Source organism: Streptococcus sp. HMSC062D07, assembly GCF_001814215.1.
Lineage (GTDB): Bacteria > Bacillota > Bacilli > Lactobacillales > Streptococcaceae > Streptococcus > Streptococcus infantis_I.
In genome coordinates this window covers 47410-68538 of sequence record NZ_KV815324.1, presented here as the reverse complement: position 1 = coordinate 68538, position 21129 = coordinate 47410, and the positions used below count along the sequence as shown (strand labels likewise).

Annotated in this window: 21 protein-coding genes, 1 tRNA gene and 1 pseudogene; 2 read left to right on the top strand and 21 right to left on the bottom strand. The window is 39.7% G+C overall.

Features of this window, described 5'->3' with window-relative positions; translation table 11 throughout:
- Nucleotides 1-249 precede the first annotated feature (249 nt).
- The 10 genes from yidD to HMPREF2957_RS00925 all read right to left on the bottom strand — a co-directional run bounded on the left by yidD (nt 250) and on the right by HMPREF2957_RS00925 (nt 6411).
- A complete protein-coding gene (gene yidD, locus HMPREF2957_RS08845) occupies nt 250-486 on the bottom strand; it encodes a membrane protein insertion efficiency factor YidD (RefSeq protein WP_083312325.1) in 237 nt (78 codons plus the stop codon).
- Nucleotides 486-1208: a pseudouridine synthase gene (locus tag HMPREF2957_RS00965; RefSeq protein WP_070677021.1), complete on the bottom strand. Its 723-nt coding sequence runs from the start codon at nt 1206-1208 to the stop codon at nt 486-488. Before HMPREF2957_RS00965 ends, yidD begins: the two co-directional genes overlap by 1 nt.
- Nucleotides 1195-1764 (bottom strand): SMC-Scp complex subunit ScpB, encoded by a 570-nt coding sequence (scpB, locus tag HMPREF2957_RS00960; RefSeq protein WP_049494492.1) that lies wholly within the window; start codon nt 1762-1764, stop codon nt 1195-1197. The genes HMPREF2957_RS00965 and scpB overlap by 14 nt, the downstream gene beginning before the upstream one ends.
- Before the next feature lie 12 nt (nt 1765-1776).
- Nucleotides 1777-2511 carry a segregation/condensation protein A gene (locus tag HMPREF2957_RS00955; RefSeq protein WP_049494493.1) on the bottom strand — a complete coding sequence of 245 codons (735 nt, stop codon included), beginning with the start codon at nt 2509-2511 and terminating at the stop codon, nt 1777-1779.
- Nucleotides 2511-3245: a site-specific tyrosine recombinase XerD gene (gene xerD, locus HMPREF2957_RS00950; RefSeq protein ID WP_070677020.1), complete on the bottom strand. Its 735-nt coding sequence runs from the start codon at nt 3243-3245 to the stop codon at nt 2511-2513. The genes HMPREF2957_RS00955 and xerD overlap by 1 nt, the downstream gene beginning before the upstream one ends.
- Complete coding sequence (gene cbpB, locus HMPREF2957_RS00945; protein ID WP_049494495.1) at nt 3242-3703, bottom strand: cyclic-di-AMP-binding protein CbpB; 462 nt, start codon at nt 3701-3703, stop codon at nt 3242-3244. Before cbpB ends, xerD begins: the two co-directional genes overlap by 4 nt.
- Nucleotides 3700-4221, bottom strand: a complete 522-nt coding sequence (locus HMPREF2957_RS00940) for a metallophosphoesterase (RefSeq protein WP_049494496.1) — start codon at nt 4219-4221, stop codon at nt 3700-3702. Before HMPREF2957_RS00940 ends, cbpB begins: the two co-directional genes overlap by 4 nt.
- A complete protein-coding gene (locus HMPREF2957_RS00935) occupies nt 4197-5168 on the bottom strand; it encodes a nucleoside-triphosphate diphosphatase (protein WP_049494497.1) in 972 nt (323 codons plus the stop codon). The genes HMPREF2957_RS00940 and HMPREF2957_RS00935 overlap by 25 nt, the downstream gene beginning before the upstream one ends.
- On the bottom strand, nt 5165-5959 hold the full coding sequence (racE, locus tag HMPREF2957_RS00930; RefSeq protein WP_070677019.1) for a glutamate racemase: 795 nt from the start codon (nt 5957-5959) through the stop codon (nt 5165-5167). Before racE ends, HMPREF2957_RS00935 begins: the two co-directional genes overlap by 4 nt.
- Before the next feature lie 206 nt (nt 5960-6165).
- Nucleotides 6166-6411 (bottom strand): YneF family protein, encoded by a 246-nt coding sequence (locus HMPREF2957_RS00925; RefSeq protein ID WP_004251708.1) that lies wholly within the window; start codon nt 6409-6411, stop codon nt 6166-6168.
- Nucleotides 6412-6728: 317 nt separating this feature from the next.
- Here HMPREF2957_RS00925 and HMPREF2957_RS00920 point away from each other — a divergent pair.
- Nucleotides 6729-9500: pseudogene (locus HMPREF2957_RS00920) on the top strand (glycosyl hydrolase family 95 catalytic domain-containing protein); the annotation flags it as partial.
- A gap of 363 nt (nt 9501-9863) precedes the next feature.
- On the opposite strand, the gene HMPREF2957_RS00915 reads toward HMPREF2957_RS00920, so the two are convergent.
- From HMPREF2957_RS00915 to HMPREF2957_RS00890, 6 genes are all read right to left on the bottom strand, one after another.
- Nucleotides 9864-10064 (bottom strand): hypothetical protein, encoded by a 201-nt coding sequence (locus HMPREF2957_RS00915; RefSeq protein ID WP_004251701.1) that lies wholly within the window; start codon nt 10062-10064, stop codon nt 9864-9866.
- A gap of 153 nt (nt 10065-10217) precedes the next feature.
- Nucleotides 10218-11144, bottom strand: a complete 927-nt coding sequence (locus HMPREF2957_RS00910; protein ID WP_004251696.1) for an ATP-binding cassette domain-containing protein — start codon at nt 11142-11144, stop codon at nt 10218-10220.
- 10 nt (nt 11145-11154) lie between these two features.
- Nucleotides 11155-12222 (bottom strand): ABC transporter ATP-binding protein, encoded by a 1068-nt coding sequence (locus tag HMPREF2957_RS00905; protein ID WP_004251684.1) that lies wholly within the window; start codon nt 12220-12222, stop codon nt 11155-11157.
- Nucleotides 12223-12230: 8 nt separating this feature from the next.
- Entirely contained in the window at nt 12231-13157 is a 927-nt protein-coding gene (oppC, locus tag HMPREF2957_RS00900; RefSeq protein ID WP_004251681.1) for an oligopeptide ABC transporter permease OppC, read from the bottom strand.
- On the bottom strand, nt 13157-14653 hold the full coding sequence (locus HMPREF2957_RS00895) for an ABC transporter permease (RefSeq protein WP_070677018.1): 1497 nt from the start codon (nt 14651-14653) through the stop codon (nt 13157-13159). Before HMPREF2957_RS00895 ends, oppC begins: the two co-directional genes overlap by 1 nt.
- A gap of 65 nt (nt 14654-14718) precedes the next feature.
- A complete protein-coding gene (locus HMPREF2957_RS00890) occupies nt 14719-16713 on the bottom strand; it encodes a peptide ABC transporter substrate-binding protein (RefSeq protein WP_070677017.1) in 1995 nt (664 codons plus the stop codon).
- 178 nt (nt 16714-16891) lie between these two features.
- Between HMPREF2957_RS00890 and HMPREF2957_RS00885 the strand changes: the two genes are divergently transcribed.
- Nucleotides 16892-16962: transfer RNA gene (locus tag HMPREF2957_RS00885), tRNA-Cys, on the top strand.
- Nucleotides 16963-17046: 84 nt separating this feature from the next.
- On the opposite strand, the gene HMPREF2957_RS00880 is transcribed toward HMPREF2957_RS00885, so the two are convergent.
- The 5 genes from HMPREF2957_RS00880 to HMPREF2957_RS08840 form a co-directional block, all read right to left on the bottom strand.
- Nucleotides 17047-18378 (bottom strand): hemolysin family protein, encoded by a 1332-nt coding sequence (locus tag HMPREF2957_RS00880; RefSeq protein WP_070677016.1) that lies wholly within the window; start codon nt 18376-18378, stop codon nt 17047-17049.
- A 118-nt stretch (nt 18379-18496) separates the two neighbouring features.
- Entirely contained in the window at nt 18497-19324 is an 828-nt protein-coding gene (locus tag HMPREF2957_RS00875) for a DNA/RNA non-specific endonuclease (RefSeq protein ID WP_070677015.1), read from the bottom strand.
- A gap of 46 nt (nt 19325-19370) precedes the next feature.
- Nucleotides 19371-19565 (bottom strand): DNA-directed RNA polymerase subunit beta, encoded by a 195-nt coding sequence (locus HMPREF2957_RS00870; protein WP_053092421.1) that lies wholly within the window; start codon nt 19563-19565, stop codon nt 19371-19373.
- Nucleotides 19552-20844 (bottom strand): UDP-N-acetylglucosamine 1-carboxyvinyltransferase, encoded by a 1293-nt coding sequence (gene murA, locus HMPREF2957_RS00865; protein ID WP_049494507.1) that lies wholly within the window; start codon nt 20842-20844, stop codon nt 19552-19554. Before murA ends, HMPREF2957_RS00870 begins: the two co-directional genes overlap by 14 nt.
- 24 nt (nt 20845-20868) lie before the next feature.
- Nucleotides 20869-21099 (bottom strand): DUF1146 family protein, encoded by a 231-nt coding sequence (locus HMPREF2957_RS08840; protein ID WP_033587493.1) that lies wholly within the window; start codon nt 21097-21099, stop codon nt 20869-20871.
- Nucleotides 21100-21129 lie beyond the last annotated feature (30 nt).

Genomic DNA, 21129 nt, shown 5'->3' with positions numbered 1-21129 from the left:
CGATTTCGTCGTCCCACCTCCGCACAGTTGAGTAATACTCAATGAAAATTAAAGAGCAAACTAGGAAGCTAGCCGCAAGCTGTACTTGAGTACGGTAAGGCGACGCTGACGTGGTTTGAATTTGATTTTCGAAGAGTATAAGGCTGTAAAAGCTGATGAAATCAGCCTAGTAGAACCCACTCAACCACTGCGTCTTGCTCGACAATCCAAAGACAATTGAGAGGCTAGGACTTTTGTCCTAGCCTCTTTTTACTTTGAATTTCTCTTTAAAGAAAAGTGGTCCGGAACAGGATCCTTACCTATTTCAGACCAAGGATGACATCGTAAAATCCGTGCCAATCCCATGAGAACCCCCTTAAATCCATGCTTTTCAATAGCCTGAATCATGTAGTTTGAACAGCTTGGTTCAAATCTACAAGAAGGCGGAAAAGCCGGGGATATAAAGCGTTGGTAAAATCGCACAGGCGCAATTAACATTCTTTTCATTATTTCTTGGTTACAGCCATAGTATGTAGTTGGCTAATTTCCTTTTTATTGAGACGACGGGATTCACCTGGACGGAGACCTGTCAAGTCTAGGTGTCCAAAACGGGTCCGTGACAACTTGTCAACTTGAAGACCTACAGCTTCAAACATTTTTTTAACTTGGTGGTTACGTCCTTCATGGATGGTCAATTGAACAACTGAGCGGTTTTTAACTGGGTCCACTTTGAGAATTTCATAGACAGCTGGCTTGGTTTTCTTGCCATCAATCTCAACTCCTCGAGTCAAGGGGCGAAGGTTTTCTTTGTTGGCAATCCCTTTTACACGCGCAACATAGACCTTGTCAATCTCGTTACGAGGGTGAATCATCTCGTCTGTAAAATCCCCATCATTGGTCAAAATCAGAACACCTGAGGTATCCCAGTCCAAACGTCCTACAGGGTAAATACGTTCTTTCACATGAGGCAAAAGGTCGACAACAGTCTTGCGGTTCTTGTCATCCGTTACACTCGAAATCACTCCACGTGGTTTGTTAAGCAGATAGTAGACCTTTTCTTCATTGTAGATGGGTTGACCTTCAACTTCTACCTTGTCACCAGACTTGATAGTAGTCGCTAGTTCACGCACCACCTGACCGTTAACAGTCACCAAGCCTTGCTTGATCAACTCCTCTGCTTTTCTCCTACTGGCCACTCCTGCGTGGGCAATATACTTATTGATTCTCATCTTCTTCTATCCTTTCACCAAATAATTGGCTTTCTTGTGCTTGAATTTCAAGCTCATCAATCACAGGCAATTCTTCCAAATGGTTAATACCCATGTAATCTAGAAAATAATCCGTCGTTACATAAAGATTAGGGCGACCAAGAACTTCTTTCTTTCCATCTTCTCGTATCAAGTCAAAGGCCTGTAACTTAGCTAAGGCCCCGCTCGAATTTACCCCACGAATAGCATCGATTTCTATACGTGTGATAGGCTGCTTATAAGCAATGATGGACAAGGTTTCAAGCGCAGCCCGAGATAGGCTCTGGTTGATTGGCGCCTTAGAATATTCTTTTAAAACATCAGCAAATTGAGGCTTGGTTACCAATCTGTAGGCACCTCCTGTCTCAATCAGGGCCAAACTAGAATCCTGGTCTTTTTCATACTTTTTGGCTAATTTTTCTAAGCTTTGCTGAATTCCTGTTGGTGGAAGCGATAAGAGTTCTGCCAACTGGCGAGCCCTAATCCCATCTTCACCTGACACAAACAGGAGCGCTTCTATTTTTGCTAAAGTACTCATACTTCCTCTCAATCAAGCCTGACTTTGCTCTACTTGATTTTCCTCATTCTTTTTTATGAGATAAATATCTCCAAAACTCTCTTTTTGAATCAAGAGAATTTCTTGGGTTTTAATCAACTCTAAGGTTGCTAAAAAAAGTGTAATAACCTCTTGCAAATCCTTGGTTTCTTTAAACAAATCCTGTAGGCATAGTTGTTGCCCTTCTACCAAGGCTTCCCGAACAATGACCATCATATCCTCAATCTTATACTCATCTCGTAAAATGGTTGTATGGTTTTTCGAGAATTCTTCCTTTTTCTTGGTCAGTAAGGTTGAAAAGGCTAAGAAAAGATCGATCGTGGTCTTATCATGCACAAGTTCAGCATCTTCGTAAATTAACTCTGTCGGTGCTTTTGAGTAATATTGAGCTCGTTCTTGGTGCTTCACTTCCAACTGCTCTCCCAAAAGTTTAAACTTGCGGTATTCTTCGATTTGAGAAAGAAGGTCCTGTTCAAGGTCATCCTCTAAATCAGACACTTCCGCAACCTTTGGCAAGAGCTTACGACTTTTGATCAGCATCAGTTGGCTAGCCATCACCATATATCCACCTGCTACTTCTAAACGCATGGCTTGTAAGGTTGATATGTAGGCTAGATACTGCTCAATAACTTCTGTAATCGGTACATCATAGATATCCATCTGATACTTTGAAACCAAGTGTAAGAGCAAGTCCAAAGGCCCTTCAAAATCTTTTAATTTAATATCCATTATCTATATTTTTCTAAGGTCATGACTGTTTTTAATCCCAATTTTTTGGCGATGTCATACAAGTCAACCTTCTCTTCAATTTGTCTCAGTATAAACTGTTCTCTCAATCCTTGAGCCGATAAATCTGCAAAACCTTTTTCCTTTAGAAAGGCTTCTAACTGACGAAAGGCCCATTGACGAGAGTATGGCTTCCCAGCTTTTTCAAAGATGTAGGTCTGTCCCATCAAGGGTTCTAACTCTGCAAGTAATTTTGTGGGAAGACTCAAGATTCTTTGTTGAGAGGCTTTATTGATTCTCAACACTTGAAAATCTAGATTCACATCACTTATTTTTATGGCTAGAATTTCACTAGGCAAGAGGCCCAATTCAACTATCAATAAGGCTATTAAACGCCCTTCTGGATAGGTACTTTCTTGCCAGAAAGAACTCAAGTCTAAAAGCTCTGACTTGACTTGTTTTTTCTCAGCCTGTTTCGGCAATTCCAAACGATAAAAGGTGCCAATCTTTCCTTTCTGATATAAAAAGTAAAGAAATTGATTGCAGGCGGAAACTTTACGCTTTTGGGCACTAATTTTAAAATTTGAAAGTTGTGCTTGATAGATTTTTAAACTTGTCTCAGAAATTCGTCCTCCAATAAGATCTAAAAACTGCTCCAAGTCATATTTATAAGACTGTTTAGAATTACTAGATAGATTTTGCTTTTCTTCTAAAAATGTTAAAATCCATTCTCTCATTTGCTTCGAATCTCATATTCCTTACTAAAATCATGCAGAAGGGCATTGACAGCCTTAAGGATTGATTTTCGTGTGATAATTCCTTGGAAAAGACCATCCTTACCAACGACTGGCAGGAAAGACTCATCCACTAGCTTATGTAAAACATCCGTCAGTGTATAATCTGGATTAACCACTGCCACATCCTTCTTTGTCATGTGAACGATATCCATATCTGCTATGACATCCTGACTCAAACCCTGCTCCATTTGGTATGCAAAAATATCTCTAAGCCCTATAGTCCCAACAAATTTTTTCTCAGCAGTCACTACTGGAACTCGTGTATAAGTCATCTGGCTAAGGAGGAGAATTGCATGATCTGCATTGTGAGTATCAATGAGCACAGCCAAATTTTCAGCAGGAGTCAAAAAGGTTTCCTCTTGTTCCAGCAAAAAGAGTTCAAATTCTTTGGCAATCATCGAGCAAACTCCTTGGACAAGCCTGGATAAACATCATGATCACGTGTCAAAAAGTCCACTTTGAAATAGCTGTCATCAATTTCCACACGAGCGTAGAGACATTCTCTGATGGTCCCACGTGGTTGGCTGATAGAACCTGGATTTAGAAAGAGGGTCTTCCCTTCCATCCAAGCATTTGGTACATGCAAGTGACCATAGAGACAGATATCAGCATCTTCCTCTTGAGCCCAGAAATCTAGTTTTTGGAAATTGAAGTTAATGTCAAATAAGTGTCCGTGAGTCTGGATAATCTTGGTAGGACCCAGTTGAGTCACTAAGCGTTCTGGATAATCTGAATAGAAATCCATGTTTCCTCTAACTACCTGAATTCCTTCCCAGAGTGGTGAATCTGGGCGAAGCTCCGAGTCACCATCGTGAAAAATGGCATCAACTTTCCCAAGATAGCGATCACGTATTTCTTCTACAATCAAGCTATCTCCATGGGAGTCGCTCATTACAATGATGGTTTGCTTTGCCATGATGGAAATACCTCCAAAAGTTTCTTAACGGCTAAGGCACGGTGAGATTGACTATTTTTTTCTTCAAGGGTTAATTCAGCTGATGACTTGCCTGTTTCTCCTACTAGGAAAAGAGGATCATAGCCAAAACCATTTTCACCCTTAGGTTCAAAGTTAATGTAGCCTGGCCAATCAGCTTCGACCACCAAGCTTTCCTTACCTGGGCTAGCCACAACCAAAGTGGTGTGGAATTGTGCCGAACGGTCCTTGAGTTCAAAGACCATGGCTAATTCGTGCAAGAGTTTGGCATTGTTTTCTTGATCACTTGCCCCTACTCCTGCGAAACGAGCTGACCAGACCCCTGGCAATCCGCCAAGAACATCTACTTTAAGACCAGAATCATCCGCCAGAACCATCTTACCTGTCAATTTGGAAATGGTTTCAGCCTTAAGGCGAGCATTTTCTTCAAAGGTCATACCAGTTTCAGCAACTTCAGGCAGATCTGGGTAATCATTGAGATTCTCCACATCATATCCAAGTTTGTCAAAGATAGCACGAAATTCCTTGGTCTTCCCTTCATTACGAGTCGCTATCAACAAGGTTTCTCTGACTTTGCTAGTTTCAAAGAAGGCTTCGACATCTACTCCTTCTTTAGGTAATTCCACATGCAAGAGTTGTCCATTTTCAACTAAGAGCAAGGCACCTTGGCGTTGAATGACTTCCAAGTTTCGACCGGCTTCTGCATTTAAAATCTCAACGATAAAAGATAGCAAGCGGAAGTTGGAAGACCGGCGCATTACCGTAATCGTGATTGGAAAACCATTTTCCTCATCACGGAAAATGCGAGCCAAATCCATAAAATCGAGATCAAGAGGATCTTTTATGAGGCTATAGATTCCACCGTAGACGTCCCAGACACCTACATACCAGTCCTGGTCATCCTTGTATTCATAAATTTTGTTTGTCATAATGTTACATGCTCCACATGAATCTCTTTTTCTAGCCATTCCGCTCCAATCTGAGCAAAACTATGGCTATTTGCAGTCGTATAAAAACGGTGTTGTAGAGGCCCTGCATCGCGGCCACGATTAATCTCGAAATAATTGAGTAAGACAGAAATATCCCGTACACACTCTGCTCCACTATCAATCAGTTTCACTTCCGGTCCCATCACATTTTGGATAATGGGGCTGAGGAGCGGGTAGTGGGTACAACCCAAAATCAAACTGTCTACCTTGCCCACTAATGGACGCAAGGTTTCATAAACTACTTTCTTGGTCACACTGGTTGAAAGGGCACCAGACTCAACCAAGGGAGCAAACTTAGGGCAGGCCAAACTTTCAACTTGCAAATCCGGATCTAGATCATGGATTTTTTGACGATAGATGTCTGATTGTACTGTCATCGGTGTTCCAATCACACCAATTTTCCCACCTTGGCTAGATTTGATAGCCGCTGAAGCCCCAGGCAAGATGACACCCAGCACAGGAATATCCAACTTGGACTTGATTTCTTCCCAAACAACTGCTGTTGCAGTATTACAAGCGATGACAATCATCTTGACATCCTTAGTCAAAAGAAAGTTGACCAACTGCCAAGTATATTCACGAATTTGCTCAGCAGGACGAGGCCCGTAAGGTGCCCGTGCCGAATCTCCAATATAGACGATTTCTTCATGAGGAAGCTGGCGCATGAGCTCACGTACAACGGTCAAGCCTCCAACGCCCGAATCCAAAAAACCAATTGGTCGATTATCCATACAGTCTTCTTTCTAGTCTTATTTTTCTGATTGATAGTTCATTATCATTATATTTCTTACAGAAATTTTTGACAGTCTGTGAAGTCCCAACTGTCTCTCTCTTAATCATAATCAAATATCAATAGAATGCAAGGAAAAAGTCTTCGCTCTAAATATCAGTTGAACATAGTGAGAAGTCTGGAATTTTCATCCCAGACTTTTCCTATTTATTTCTTTTTATTGTTAGCAAGGGCTGCTTTTTGTTGGCGAATGATTTGGTGGTAAACTTGTTGTACCTTAGCTTCGCTTGGTTTTTGACCATTTGCACTCAAAAGAGTACGAACTGCTTCTGCATTCAAACGTGGGTTATCCGCAAATTCTTTTTCGATTTGCTTACGTACCAAGTACATTCCTCCAAGTGCTCCACCTAGAAAAGCTAAAACAATCAATACAATTGCTAAAATAAGGTCCATAATATTTCTCCTGTTTCTTTTTGAATCTTGAATCTTCTATATTATACCATAAAGTCCCACTCCTGACTAGTTTGATTTACGCTTACATAAATGGTAGGTGATTGCTCAGATTTTTTCAGCTCTCATCTTTTTTATTTTAATAGAATTAAAAAAGAACTAAAATTTGGTAAAATAAGACCGTTTTTCCTAAAAAGCCTTGCATTGGATCGATTTATTTGCTATATTAAGATTATACAAAACAAAGGAAACATCTTTCTGCAAGGCTTATTTTTTTACCAGAAAATGTATGCGCTTACAGAATTGAGAAAGGAGTTTTTATGGAGAAAAGCTATTGGGAAAAATCCTGTAAGTATAGCATCCGAAAATTGACCATTGGTACTGCTTCTGTTTTACTGGGAGCTGTTTTTCTTGCAACACAGAATGTCGCTGCGGATAGCCTTGAAGTGAAAGAAAAGCCTGCAAGTGTCAGCGCAACTACGGTTCAAGTAGATACGAAAGTAGAGGAACCAACTCAAGAAAACAAGGAAAAGCAACCAAGCACAGAAAATCAAGCTTCCACTGAATTAGCTAGTAAAGAGATGAAGGTAGAAAAAGAAGCACCTCAGACTAACAGTCAATCAGAGGCTAACGCTGTAGCTGAACCTTCTGAAAATAAGGAGAGTGAAAAGCCAGAACTTCCTATGACTAAGCAAGAAAACTATCAACTTCATTATGACCAACCTACTGCTCCTTCTTATGACGGTTGGGAAAAACAAGCCCTTCCAGTCGGAAATGGAGAAATGGGTGCAAAAGTTTTTGGTCTCATCGGTGAAGAAAGAATCCAATACAACGAAAAAACTCTTTGGTCTGGAGGTCCAAAACCGGATAGCACCGACTACAACGGAGGAAACTATCAGGACCGCTATAAGGTCTTAGCAGAAATTCGTAAAGCATTGGAAGAAGGAAACCGCCAAAAAGCCAAACAATTAGCTGAGCGTAACCTCGTAGGACCAAACAATGCTCAGTATGGTCGTTACTTATCTTTTGGTGATATCTTTATGGTCTTTAACAACCAAAAGAAAGGCTTGGAGAATGTTACCGACTACCATCGTGGCTTAGATATTTCTGAGGCTATCTCGACTACTTCTTATACCCAGGACGGGACAAACTTTAAACGCGAAACCTTCTCTAGCTATCCTGACGATGTTACTGTGACCCACTTGAGTAAAAAAGGGGATAAGACCCTTGATTTTACACTCTGGAATAGTCTGACAGAAGATTTACTTGCGAATGGCGATTACTCTTGGGAATATTCGAATTATAAACAAGGGGTAGTTACGACTGATTCTAATGGTATTTTGCTCAAAGGAACTGTCAAAGACAATGGTCTAAAATTTGCTTCCTATCTCGGAATCAAGACAGACGGACAAGTCACTGCACAAGATGGCTATTTGACTGTCACCGGAGCCAGCTATGCGACCCTTTTACTCAGTGCCAAGACCAACTTTGCTCAAAATCCAAAAACCAATTATCGCAAAGATATTGACCTAGAAAAAACTGTTAAGTCTATCGTAGAAGCTGCCAAAGCAAAAGATTATGAAACCCTAAAAAATAACCACATCAAGGATTATCAAAGTCTCTTCAATCGTGTTCAACTAAATCTTGGTGGCAACAAGTCTAACCAAACTACAAAAGAAGCTCTGCATACCTACAACCCAGAAAAAGGGCAAAAACTAGAAGAGCTCTTCTTCCAATACGGACGTTATCTACTCATTAGTTCTTCTCGTGACCGGACAGATGCCCTTCCTGCCAACTTGCAAGGAGTCTGGAATGCTGTAGACAATCCACCTTGGAACTCAGATTACCACCTCAATGTCAACCTTCAGATGAACTACTGGCCTGCCTACATGAACAATCTTGCAGAAACGGCTAAGCCAATGGTCAATTATATTGATGACATGCGCTACTATGGTCGTATCGCTGCTAAAGAATATGCAGGTATCGAATCCAAAGAAGGCCAAGAAAACGGTTGGTTGGTTCATACTCAGGCAACACCATTTGGCTGGACAACTCCAGGTTGGAATTATTACTGGGGTTGGTCTCCTGCTGCCAATGCTTGGATGATGCAGAACGTCTATGACTACTACAAATTCACCAAGGATGAAACCTATCTCAAAGAAAAGATTTATCCAATGCTCAAGGAAACAGCCAAGTTCTGGAATTCCTTCTTGCACTACGACAAATCTAGTGACCGTTGGGTTTCTTCTCCATCATACTCACCAGAGCATGGAACTATCACGATTGGGAACACCTTTGACCAATCTCTAGTTTGGCAACTCTTCCATGACTATATGGAAGCAGCTAATCATCTCAATGTCGACCAAGACTTGGTAACCGAAGTAAAGGCTAAATTTGACAAGCTCAAACCACTTCATATCAACCAAGATGGCCGAATCAAGGAATGGTACGAAGAAGACAGTCCTCAATTCACTAATGAAGGAATTGAAAACTATCACCGTCACGTTTCCCATCTAGTTGGGCTCTTCCCAGGAACTCTATTTAGCAAGGATCATCCGGAATACCTGGAGGCTGCACGCGCAACCTTAAACCATCGTGGAGATGGGGGGACTGGTTGGTCCAAGGCCAATAAAATCAACCTCTGGGCTCGTCTCCTAGATGGAAATCGTGCCCATCGTTTGTTGGCTGAACAGCTTAAATCTTCAACTCTAGAAAACCTCTGGGATACACACGCGCCTTTCCAAATCGATGGGAACTTTGGTGCCACTAGCGGGATGGCAGAAATGCTCCTTCAATCTCACACAGGCTACATTGCTCCATTACCAGCTCTTCCGGATGCCTGGAAAGATGGGCAAATTTCAGGTCTAGTCGCTCGTGGCAACTTCGAAGTCAGCATGAAATGGAAAGAAAAAAATCTTGAGTCATTAGCTTTCCTTTCCCATGCTGGGGGAGATTTAGTGGTCGATTATCCAGACATCGAATCGAGTATTGTCAAGATTAATGGCAAGGAAGTTCAAGCTAGTCGCCTCAAAGATAACCGTATCCAGCTTGCTACTCAAAAGGGAGATGTCATTACCTTTGAGAACTTTCCTGTGCCTATACCGTCTGAATTTGATTAGACTAAATCTAATCTATATCATAGACTCTCTACGAATCTATTATTTGCATCAGCTTTTTAAAACTTCGCCTTAATCTTATTGCTATAAACAAAAAAGATGGAATATCTTCCATCTTTTTTGTGATAATAAAGTTATATATGAGTATATATATGTACGTACTTCCAATTTCTAGTCTCTAAAATAAACTAAAAAGCCAGTTATAAATCCAGTTAAAAATCGAATATAACAAATTCAAAAGGAATTCATAAAAAAATAAACAAATGTGATACCAAATAAATTCTACAATCGTAATCAGTGGCTTGACTAGGATATAAAATAAAATATCCCAAATAAATTTCATTTTTTATCTTCCTTTCTAGGAAGTCCCGCAATCCAAGGCAGAGCAGATAACATTTTATAAGCCGCAAGAAATTTAGCAACCTCTAGGGCTTTTGGCTCAGATTCCTTCTTCTCAGTCAGTACTCCCATTCCTCTTACCCAGAGGCATGTTCCAATAATTCTAGCCATTCCTGTAAAAAAATTTGGTTGGTTGTCCATATGATTCTCCCGTAGTTCATATCATTTCTAACAGATTAGTTCTTATTGTATTCAGTATATCAAATTTATATAGTTTATCAAGTTTTTATCTGCAAAATAAAAAAGTTTCATAACCTTTCTAGAATAATACTAGGAAGATTATAAAACTTTTCATTAGTTCATATCTTTTTTATAGCGTTCCAATTCTGCTTGGTTAGCCCAAACATAATGTCCTGGACGAATTTCAACCATAGACGGTTTATCAGTTTCGTAGTCGTGTTGGTCTGGATCATAGACTTTCAAAACTTTCTTACGTTCCAAGATTGGATCTGGAATCGGTACAGCTGATAAAAGTGCTTGTGTATATGGATGAACTGGATTGTTAAACAATTCTTCAGTTTCAGCCACTTCAACAATGACACCCTTATAAATTACCGCGATACGATCAGAGATAAAACGAACTACTGACAAATCGTGGGCGATAAAGAGATAGGTCAAGCCCAATTCTTTTTGGAATTTCTTGAGCAAGTTCAAAACTTGGGCACGAACAGAAACGTCCAAGGCTGAAATTGGCTCATCCGCGATAACGAAATCAGGTTCCATAACCAAAGCGCGGGCAATCCCGATACGTTGACGTTGTCCACCTGAAAACTCATGAGGATAACGCGTCAAATGCTCAGACAAAAGTCCAACTTCACTGATAATCTTTTTAACTTTTTCTTGTCTTTCTTCCTCATCCTTAAATAGGTGATAGTTATAAAGACCTTCAGAAATAATATAGTCAACTGTTGCACGTTCATTCAAACTAGCAGCAGGGTCTTGGAAAATCATTTGGATTCGGCGGACTAATTCTGACGCTTGAGTACGTGATTTTTTACCATTAATTTTTTGACCATCAAAGATGATATCACCTTTGCTGGTATTATTCAAACCGATAATTGCACGACCAATTGTTGTTTTACCACTACCTGATTCTCCAACAAGTGAGAATGTTTCACCTTTGTTGATAAAGAAGTTAGCATTTTTAACAGCTACAAACTTTTTACTTCCTTCACCGAAGGAAATCTCTAAGTCTTTAATTTCTACTAATTTTTCAGACATTTCCTTCCTCCTAGTTTTCCAGATGAACAAGACCCATTCTCTCACGAATCTTGTCATGTAAATTTGCAATTACTGCTGGTTTTGCAACTTTTGGTGCTTGCTCATGAAGTAACCATGTTTTAGCCCAATGAGTATCTGAAACAGCAAATTGGGGTGCTTTTTCTTCGAAATCAATTTTCATTGCGTAATCTGAACGAAGAGCAAAAGCATCTCCCTTCAATTCTGTATAAAGTGATGGAGGTGTTCCCGGAATTGAATACAATTCCCCTTTATCGTCAGCCAACTGTGGCAAACTTGATAAGAGGCTCCATGTGTATGGGTGACGTGGATCGTAGAAGATTTCCTCAACTGTACCATACTCAACGATTTCACCAGCATACATAACCGCAACTTTGTCAGCAATACTTGCTACCACACCAAGGTCGTGTGTGATAAAGATTGTTGTAAAGTGGTATTCATTTTGTAGAGACTTCAACAAGTCAATAATCTGAGCCTGAATCGTCACATCAAGGGCAGTTGTTGGCTCATCACAGATAAGAACATCTGGACGACACGCAAGAGCAATAGCGATAACGATACGTTGACGCATCCCTCCAGAATATTGGAATGGATACTCCTCAAAACGCTTTTCAGCATCAGGAATACCAACCTTATTCATGTAGTCGATAGCCATTTCTTTTGCTTCTTTTGCTGTTTTACCTTGGTGTTTAATGATAACTTCAGTAATTTGGCTTCCGATTGTTTTGATTGGGTCCAAACTAGTCATAGGATCTTGGAAGATAGTTGCAATCTTGGCCCCACGAATTTGTTCCCAATCTTTGTGAGACGAAAGTGCTGTTAGGTCTTGTCCACGGTAATCGATGCTCCCCTGAGCAATACGCCCGTTTTCTTCTAACATTCCTGTAAAAGTTTTTGTCAAAACTGATTTACCCGAACCAGATTCTCCAACCAAGGCAAGAACTTCTCCTTCAATCAACTCAAGAGAAACTCCGCGGATAGCGGTCAAAACTTTGTCACGAACATCAAATTCCACGACAATATCTTGAGCAGATAAAATTACATTTTTATTATTTGTCATTTCTACTCCTATCTGTGTGTACGTGGATCACTAGCATCGGCTAAATTTTGTCCAACAATGAAAAGTGATAAGGAAACCAAAACCAAAGTTGTCAATGGAATCCAGAAGAGGTAGGCATTTGTAGTTACGTTCTGAGAATAATCTGAGATCAAACGTCCCAAACTTGGAACTGTAATCGGCAATCCGAGTCCAAAGAATGAAAGGAAAGCTTCATATGAGATAAAGGCTGGAAGCATTTGCGTCAAAGTCGTTACGATAACAGATACCAACTGAGGCATAATATTTTTTACTATAATTTTATATGTCGGTGTCCCCAGTGTCTGAGAAGCAAGGTTATATTCCAAATCACGATAACGCATGATTTGAATACGGATAGAATAAGCAATACCAATCCATGTAGTTACACTCATGGCGAAAATCAAGTTCCAGAAACCTGCACCGATAGAGTAAGTCAAAACGATAACGATCAATAACGATGGAATATTGTTGATAACGTTGTAGACTTCCATCATGATACGGTCTACTGATTTTGAAATACCCCAAATTCCACCTACAATCACACCGATAACAAGGTTTATAAAGGTCGCAATTACAGAAATCAAGATAGAGTTACGAGCTCCAAACCAGACACCATCAAAGAGAGATTTCCCGTTACTATCTGTACCAAACCAATGTTCACCATTCGGTTTGATATAGCGAGCACTAAAATCATTTACCTTACTTACATCGTTAAAGTCAAAATCTGAGAACATTGGATAGATGAAACTCATCAAAACGATGGCAATCAAGATACCGAGCATGATGACTGTTGATTTTTTCTTCAAAAACTGTCTAAAGACAGAACCCCAGTATGAATAGGCAGGAGTATCAATTGCTTCAGAGGCATAATCATCACGTTTTACAAATTGAAATTTATCATTACTAATTGTAGACATTATTTGCCTCCTTTCTCTGTCAATTTAATACGTGGGTCAATCATAGTCATCCAAATATCCCCTACAAATAATGAGAAGATAGAGATACATGTAAAGATAAAGACAAGACCAACAACCATATTGTTGTTTGATGCTTTTACAGAGTCAATCAGCATTTTACCCATACCAGGGAAAGCGAAGACTGTTTCTGTAAGAGTTGCTCCACCGATAACACCAATAATAGAACCTGGAATACCTGAAACGAGCGGTACCATAGCGTTCTTAAAGATGTGTTTATTTGAAATTTCTTTCTCAGATAGACCTTTTGCACGTGCAAAACGAACAAAGTCTTGAGATTGTAAGTCAATCATGTAACGACGAATCCAAATTGCCATACCAGGTGCACCCAACAAGCCCAAAATCACTGCAGGAAGGACATAAGAACGCCAATCTCCAGCACCCAAAATTGGGAATGAATCAGGGAACCCGATAGATGAACCAATCAAACGAATGATATAAACCAAGGCAATGGTTGGAAGAGCAAGCAAGAAAGTCAAGGTTCCTGTTGAGAAACTATCAATCCAAGTATTCTTGAATCGAGCCATTGCAGAACCAAGCGGAATCGCAATCGCATATGAAATCGCAAGACCAATTAAACCTGTGATAGCAGAACTTGCAATCATTGAAGGATATTGATAATTACTTTCAGTAGCTGTATAAGGATCATCCTTACCATAGTTTGCTACTTCACGTGCATCTGCCTGACTTGGAGATTTGTAGGTTCTTGAGTAAATATTGACTGATGATGTTTTCTTACCTGTTGGGAATTGAACTTCTGAAGTCTTCGTTTGTCCTTGACCTTGTGTGATAACTTGAAGAACAGGAGTATTGGCATAAGTTGGGTAAGAATCTCCTAAGTTCAAGTTGACAAAGTTTTGGTGAACAAATGGGAATTGACTGTTGAAGTACAAGAGGTATTTATGTTTAGTCCCTGAACCTACTAGAGACCATCCAATAGCTGGATCGTTTTCAAAACGCAAATAACGCTCTAAATTAGGATTTTCCGGGTCTTGAATCTTGTTTGTATGGTCAATTTCAAGCAAGTTTGCATAGAACTTGAACACACGCTCGAAAATAGGGATTTCACGAGTAGCATAGAATTGTCCGCTCTCTGTGAATTCACCCAAAGTCCAACCGTTACCAAGTTGTTGGATATATTTTTCGTAGATAGCTTTATTTGTATCGTTTGCATCAACGGTTACAGAAGGGTCAATGCTACTAGCTTTTTCCTGCAACTCTTTCGTATCGTAATACTCGATATAACCCATACGCTCATAAACGGTATTTTCATAATTATCACGTTTATCAGCTGTTGTTGCAATTTTATTGTAGTTAGTATCTTGTTTGAAGATCAACTTCCGTGGAACCATCGTATAGATGATTGTGTAAATCAAGGTCGTTACTAAAAAGATAGAAACTAACGACCGCAAGATACGCATAAAAACATATTTTTTCATATTATTTCCTTTAAAATCCCAAAAGAACCTTCTCCTTTTGGAGAGAAAGTTCTGATGAGCATTATTTATTTCACGTGGCTCGCTAATTCTTTTTGAGCTTTTTCGTTTGATTCAGCTTTTTCTTTGAGCCATTTTTCACGAGCTTTTTTGTATTCTTCTTTTGTAATAGGTTTTTCACCAACTTCAGTGTACTTCAAGTAACCTGAGGTTTCTCCTTTAAGACCCGCAACTGAGTAAGAAGAAGTAAATGGAATAACTTTAGATACAAATGATACAGCGGTTTCTTTTGGACCTGCCATTACAGGAATTGTCAAACCGTTGTCTGTTAACCAAGCTTGTGCAAGGGCATATTTTTCATAACGTTTTTGAACGTCTTGATTTTCTTTGTTTGCTTCATCAAGTAATTTTTCATAGTCAGACAAACCAAGTTTTTGGATAACTGATGCATCAGTATCTTTATCGATACCCATAATCAAACGAGTATTACCACCTTTAATCGTGAACTGGTCTAAGAATGTTGATGGATCCTGATAATCTGGATTCCATCCAGTCAAGGTATGAATATCCCAGTCTTGTTCTTTGGCTGTTGGAGCACTAAATGAAAGTGGTAATGCTTCTGCTTGGGTCATTTGTTGAAGATCAATGACAACATTGTCAGATCCAAGTACGTTTTCAATAGACTGTTTAAGCGATTGAACACGGTTTACAACAGCTGTAGATTCTTGGATTGTTAGAGCATCCAAATGGATTGGGAATTCTACTCCTTCTGCTTTCAAACTTTCTTTTGCTTTAGCAAAGGCAGCCTTAGCTTTTTCTTCGTTGTAGAGACCGTTTTGTGAATCAGCAAGCGATACGTTTGACCATGTGCTTGAGTTTGTCTTCGCAAGACTTTCTTCTACAAGTTTACCAAATTGTTTGTCCCCAACTTGAAGATCATATGGCGAGAAAGTATTACGGATTCCAACCGCAGCTCCCTCTGTACCATTTGTCTGAGCCGAGTATGAATTACGGTCTACCGCAAAGTTAAGAGCTTGACGGAATTCCTTGTTTAGCAAAGCTTTTCTTGTAGATTCTTTTTGGCTATCTGTTGTTTTTGAAGTATGGTTATAAGTTGTACGACCATAGTTCACACTTACAGTAGCGATAGCTGATCCTGGTTCATTAAAGAAGATATTATCTTTGAACTCAGACGCATATTTTTCGTATGTTGAGCTAGTAGGATAAATACGAGCTTTACTGTATTGTCCTTCTGAGAATCCTTTGGCAACAACATCTTGGTCTTTACCATCCCAGTAAGTAAATTTGATGTTTTGAATTTTAACAGCATCTTTATCCCAATAAGCGTCGTTCTTAGCCATTTCAATTGATGATTTAGCTGTGATTGATTTCAAAACAAATGGTCCATTGTACAAAATAGAAGATGGATCTGTAGGTGCACCAAAGCTTTCCCCTTTTGATTTAAGGAAATCTTCGTTAATTGGCATCATCACGCCGTTTGTTGTTTTGTCATTCCAGAAAGTTTCTGGTTGGTTCAATGTATATTCAAGAGTGTTGTCGTCAACTGCTTTTACACCAACCGTTGAAAAGTCGTTTGTTTCACCATTAATGTAAGCGTTTAGTCCTTTAATTGATGAACTAATAACTGACAAACCTTTTGATTTGCCTTCTACCGCGTGTTTCAAACCTGTCACAAAGTCTTGGGCTTTAACTGGAGCATATTCTTCTCCTTCAGCAGTAACCCACTTAGCATCCTTACGGATCTTATAAGTGTAAGTCAAACCATCTTGTGAAACTGTCCATGATTCAGCAATCGATGGTACAAGGTTTCCATATTTATCATTAGCAAGCAAACCATCTACCGCATTTGTAGTAACAAAAGAAGTAGAGTCAACGTTGTTAACAACATAATCCAATGTTTCAGGATCAACTGAATAAACGTATTTATAATCTGATGCTAATTTTGTGTTGCTTGAACCTGCATTTGAATTTGAACATGCAGCAAGTACTCCGACAGCAAGCAAGGATACTCCCGCTACCGCAAGAATCCGACTTTTTTTCATTTTTTAAACTCCTCGTTTTAAATAGTGGATATTGAAGATTATACCACAGTTTTCGTAAAAAGTAAACGAATTTTCAGAATATTTTGTCGCATGTTTTTTTAAACATTTGAATCTTATGTTTTCAGAAAAGAAAACTATTGACGAGAAACAATTTTCAAGGTATAATAATAAAAGTTAAGGCGGTATAGCCAAGTGGTAAGGCACGGCTCTGCAAAAGCTTGATCGTCGGTTCAAATCCGTCTACCGCCTCTATATAAACGAAGACTCCTAACGGAGTCTTTTCTTTTTTGCACTTAAAAAGCTTTATCAGTTTTCTCTGATAAAGCTTTTGTTTTATTCAGTTTCTTCTTCTGATTCAAGTTCTTGGATTTGAACCTTAAGCTTGGTTACACGACCATTTTTTACCTTGTCATTTGTCAAGGTGATATGCTTGTTGCCACTATCTAACTCATAACTGAGTTTTTCTGATGTTGGAATAGTTCCCACACCTGTCAAATAATAACCAGCAATGGTATCTACATTGTCACTTTCAAGCTCGACATCAAAATAATCATTGAAATCGTTCAAATTCATTGTCCCTTGGACAATATGAGTGTCCTCGCCGATAGTATGAACATAGACTTCAGCACGGTCAGTTTCATCATCAATCTCACCAACAATCTCTTCAAGGAGATCCTCAAGTGTTACCAAACCAGCCATTCCTCCGTATTCATCAAGAAGAATAGCCATCTGTCTTTGTGAATTTCTCAGTTCTTTTAACAAATCGTCCACAAAAATGGTTTCAGGTACAAATAGAGGTTCCTGTAATATCTTTCTCAATACAATATTATCAAAACCATCGGTAAACCCTGCTTTTAGCAGATTCTTTGTATGAATCAAACCAATGACATTGTCCTTATCGCCGTCATAAACAGGAATTCGAGAAAAGTTTTGTTTTAAGATACTTTCGATAATAGTCTGAGTGTCATCTTGGATATCTACCATAAAGGCATCTGTTCGAGGAACCATGACTTCACGCGCCATAAGCTCATCCAGTGAGAAAATCCCCTGCAACATCTCGATTTCATCAGCATCCAAAGTTTCTTCGCTTTTAGTCAGCATGTACTCAATCTCATCACGAGTCATTTTTTCGTCTGCATCGTCAAATGTCATCGGCGTCAAACGGCTCAAAAGGTTGGTTGATGCAGATAGCAACCAAACAAAGGGACTCACAATCTTACCGATAGCAATAATAAATGGCACAGTTCGGATTGCCAAGGCATCCTTAAGATTTAGAGCAATGCGTTTAGGATAAAGTTCACCAAAAACGATAGAGATATAGGTCAAGAAAGCAAGTGACAGGAAGCTTGCGATTGCGTGCGCAGTCTCGCTATTTCCCATCCATGAGGCAATCAATTCGCCAAGAGAGTCTGCTAGTTTAGCCCCTGACAAGATTGTAATTAAAGTAATACCAACTTGAATGGTTGATAAAAAGTGATTGGGGTTTTCAAGTACCTTTAGCAAACGGATATAGCGTTTATCCCCCTCTTCAGCCTTTTGTTCAACACGTGAGCGACTAAGAGAAACCATAGCCATCTCTGTAGCAGAGAAAAAAGCATTTAAAAAGGTCAAAACAACTAATAATACAAATTGCAGTAACAAATCCTGACTGCTCGGGTCTTCCATTTTCCTTCTCCTAAAAAGTATAATTGTGACTATTATACCATATTTTTCAACTTCTACACATTAAATTGTGATTTCTATAGTAAATCCCCTACCGAAACAATAAGGGACCGACTATCTATTAGTTCTTTGTAACAGTTACTTTTCCTGTTCGGTAATCTAACTGAATTCCCTTTTGAACGTTAGGAACTACGACGTTAAACTCCAATTCACCATCAGATGATTTGGCTTCAATCTGAGATGCAGAAGGAACCAAATCTTCTTCTGTAGCGTAGAGCAATGTGACACGGTAACGCACGCGCTTATTTTGATCCAAAGCCTTTCGAACTAAACTTTCATAGTAGTTTTGTCCAGTCGAATCTTCTGCGCGTGCTTGGTTGGCCCAGGCTGTTTGTACAGCGATATTTTTGGGATTGCTAGTAGATGCATCAAAACCATCTAAACCACCAATCAAGGCATAGCCTAATAAATGTCCTCTATCTACAGCGTGATTATAAGTCCCTTTTAGGTTTTTGACTTGATGCCATCCTGCTGGGGTCCAAGAAGTTGAACCATTACCGGTTTCTTCACGGTCTTTGTACTGTCTTGTTGCTTTTGACATAAGGGCATTAGCCACAGTTGGAACCGTCTCCCCACCTACAGTTTTTGTCTTGTTATCAGCATAGGGTTTACTTGAAACCTTTGCATCTAAGTTCGTTTTGTTTCCATTTACGATAAAGGCACCTGCTCCATTCCACTCAAGAGTACCCTTTATTTGTTTTTTTACCGAATCAGTCAGTACACTCTCGGCCAATTCTTGACTTGGAGTATCAAGCGACCCTGACTTCTGTTGTACCTGTGTTCGTGGTGTGGCATTCGAAGCCTGCATTTCTTTTATGTAGTAACTTCCTGCCGACAAAAGTAGGAAAATCAGAAGACCTATGAGGGCCTGCCTTGTTTTTTTGTTCATACTTTCTCCTTCATTTCACTTCCTAGAAAAAGACTGGTCTCCCAGCCTATTTTCCTGTAAATTTCGCAATTAACTCATGCCATTTTTCTGGAGCTAAAATCGCCCATGGATCTTGCCCCTTGCCTAAGATACCGTAGCCAATCATCAAGCCAATTCCAAGTGCTAAGAGACCTAAAAGTAAAACAATGATGACTAAAAGAAATCGACGCAGCACATAAGCTACTTCTTTATTCATCTTCATCTTCATCAGCTTCCACACTTACCCGTTCAATATTAGCTCCTAACTGAGCTAACTTTTCATGAAAACGATAATAACCTCTATCCAAATGGACAAGTTTTCCAACAACAGTCTCACCCTCGGCCACTAAGCCTGTCAATATCAAGGCTGCACTTGCACGAAGGTCCGTAGACAGCACTTCTGCCCCTTGGAGAGGTTGCCCGCCAACAATACGAGCAGTGTCACGGATAATCTCAGAATGCAAGCCCATGCGACGCATTTCCTCTAGATGTTGGAAACGATTCTCAAAAACTGTCTCAACCATAGTTGATTCTCCTTGAGCAACCGTCATAAGAGCAGTAAACTGCGCCTGCATGTCCGTAGGAAACCCTGGATGTGGTAGGGTCTTGACATGAACTGCTTTTAGTTTGTCCCGTTGAGAACGGATGCGGATACCTTCATCCTCATCGATGACTTCAACACCCATTTCTTGTAATTTCGCCAACAAGGGACGGTTGTGTTCCCAGATAGCATCTTGAATCAGGACATCTCCACCTGTCATTGCAGCAGCAACCATGAATGTCCCTGCTTCGATGCGGTCTTGAACAACGTTATGGGTTGCACCATGCAAGTTTTCAACACCAGTGATGGTAATGCTCTCTGTTCCTGCGCCTTTGACTTTAGCTCCCATTTTATTCAAGAGGACAGCCAAGTCTACAATTTCAGGTTCACGCGCAGCATTTTCGATAACAGTTACGCCATCAGCTAGCGTTGCAGCCATCATCAAGTTTTGGGTTGCCCCAACACTAGGAAAGTCCATATAGATATGGGCCCCATGCAAGCGTTCTGCCTTAGCTTCGATATAGCCAGCTGTTTGGGTAATCTTAGCCCCCATTGCTTCCAAACCTTTAAGGTGAAGGTCAATCGGACGACTACCAATTGTACAACCACCTGGCATCGAAACTTTAGCGTGACCAACCCTAGCTAGGATTGGACCCAAGACTACAATAGAAGCACGCATCTTGCTAACATACTTATAGGGAGCTTCTTCTGTGATATCATCTGTCGCATCCACTTCAACAATGTGTGCATCTTGATCAAAATTAACTTTCGCATTTAATCCACGAACTACTTGGTTCATGGTAAAGACATCCGATAGGATAGGAACATTTTTTAAAACTGTTTTTCCTTCGCTTGCTAAAATTGTCGCCGCAAGTAGTGGCAAAACTGCATTTTTCGCGCCCTCAATGGTAACACTTCCGACAAGGCGATTATCGCCACCTCGAACTACAATTTTTTCCATAAATATTTTCCTTTACTTTCGAATTTAGAATAATGTCCGTACAGCTTCTTGCCATAATTGGTAGAGATTTAGGAAAAAAGAACTGATTAGATATCCTAAACCGATACTACACAATACTACCAAAAGTCGTACCTTCCTCGCATTGTCCTTGGTCACCTTCAAAATTTGATCCCATTTGACTAAATCTTTCAAAAGTTGAAAAACTAGGTAGACAAAAAACATATGACTACTGAGAGTAAAAAACAATTGAATCATCTGCCTATTATACCATCTTCTTTTTTTCTA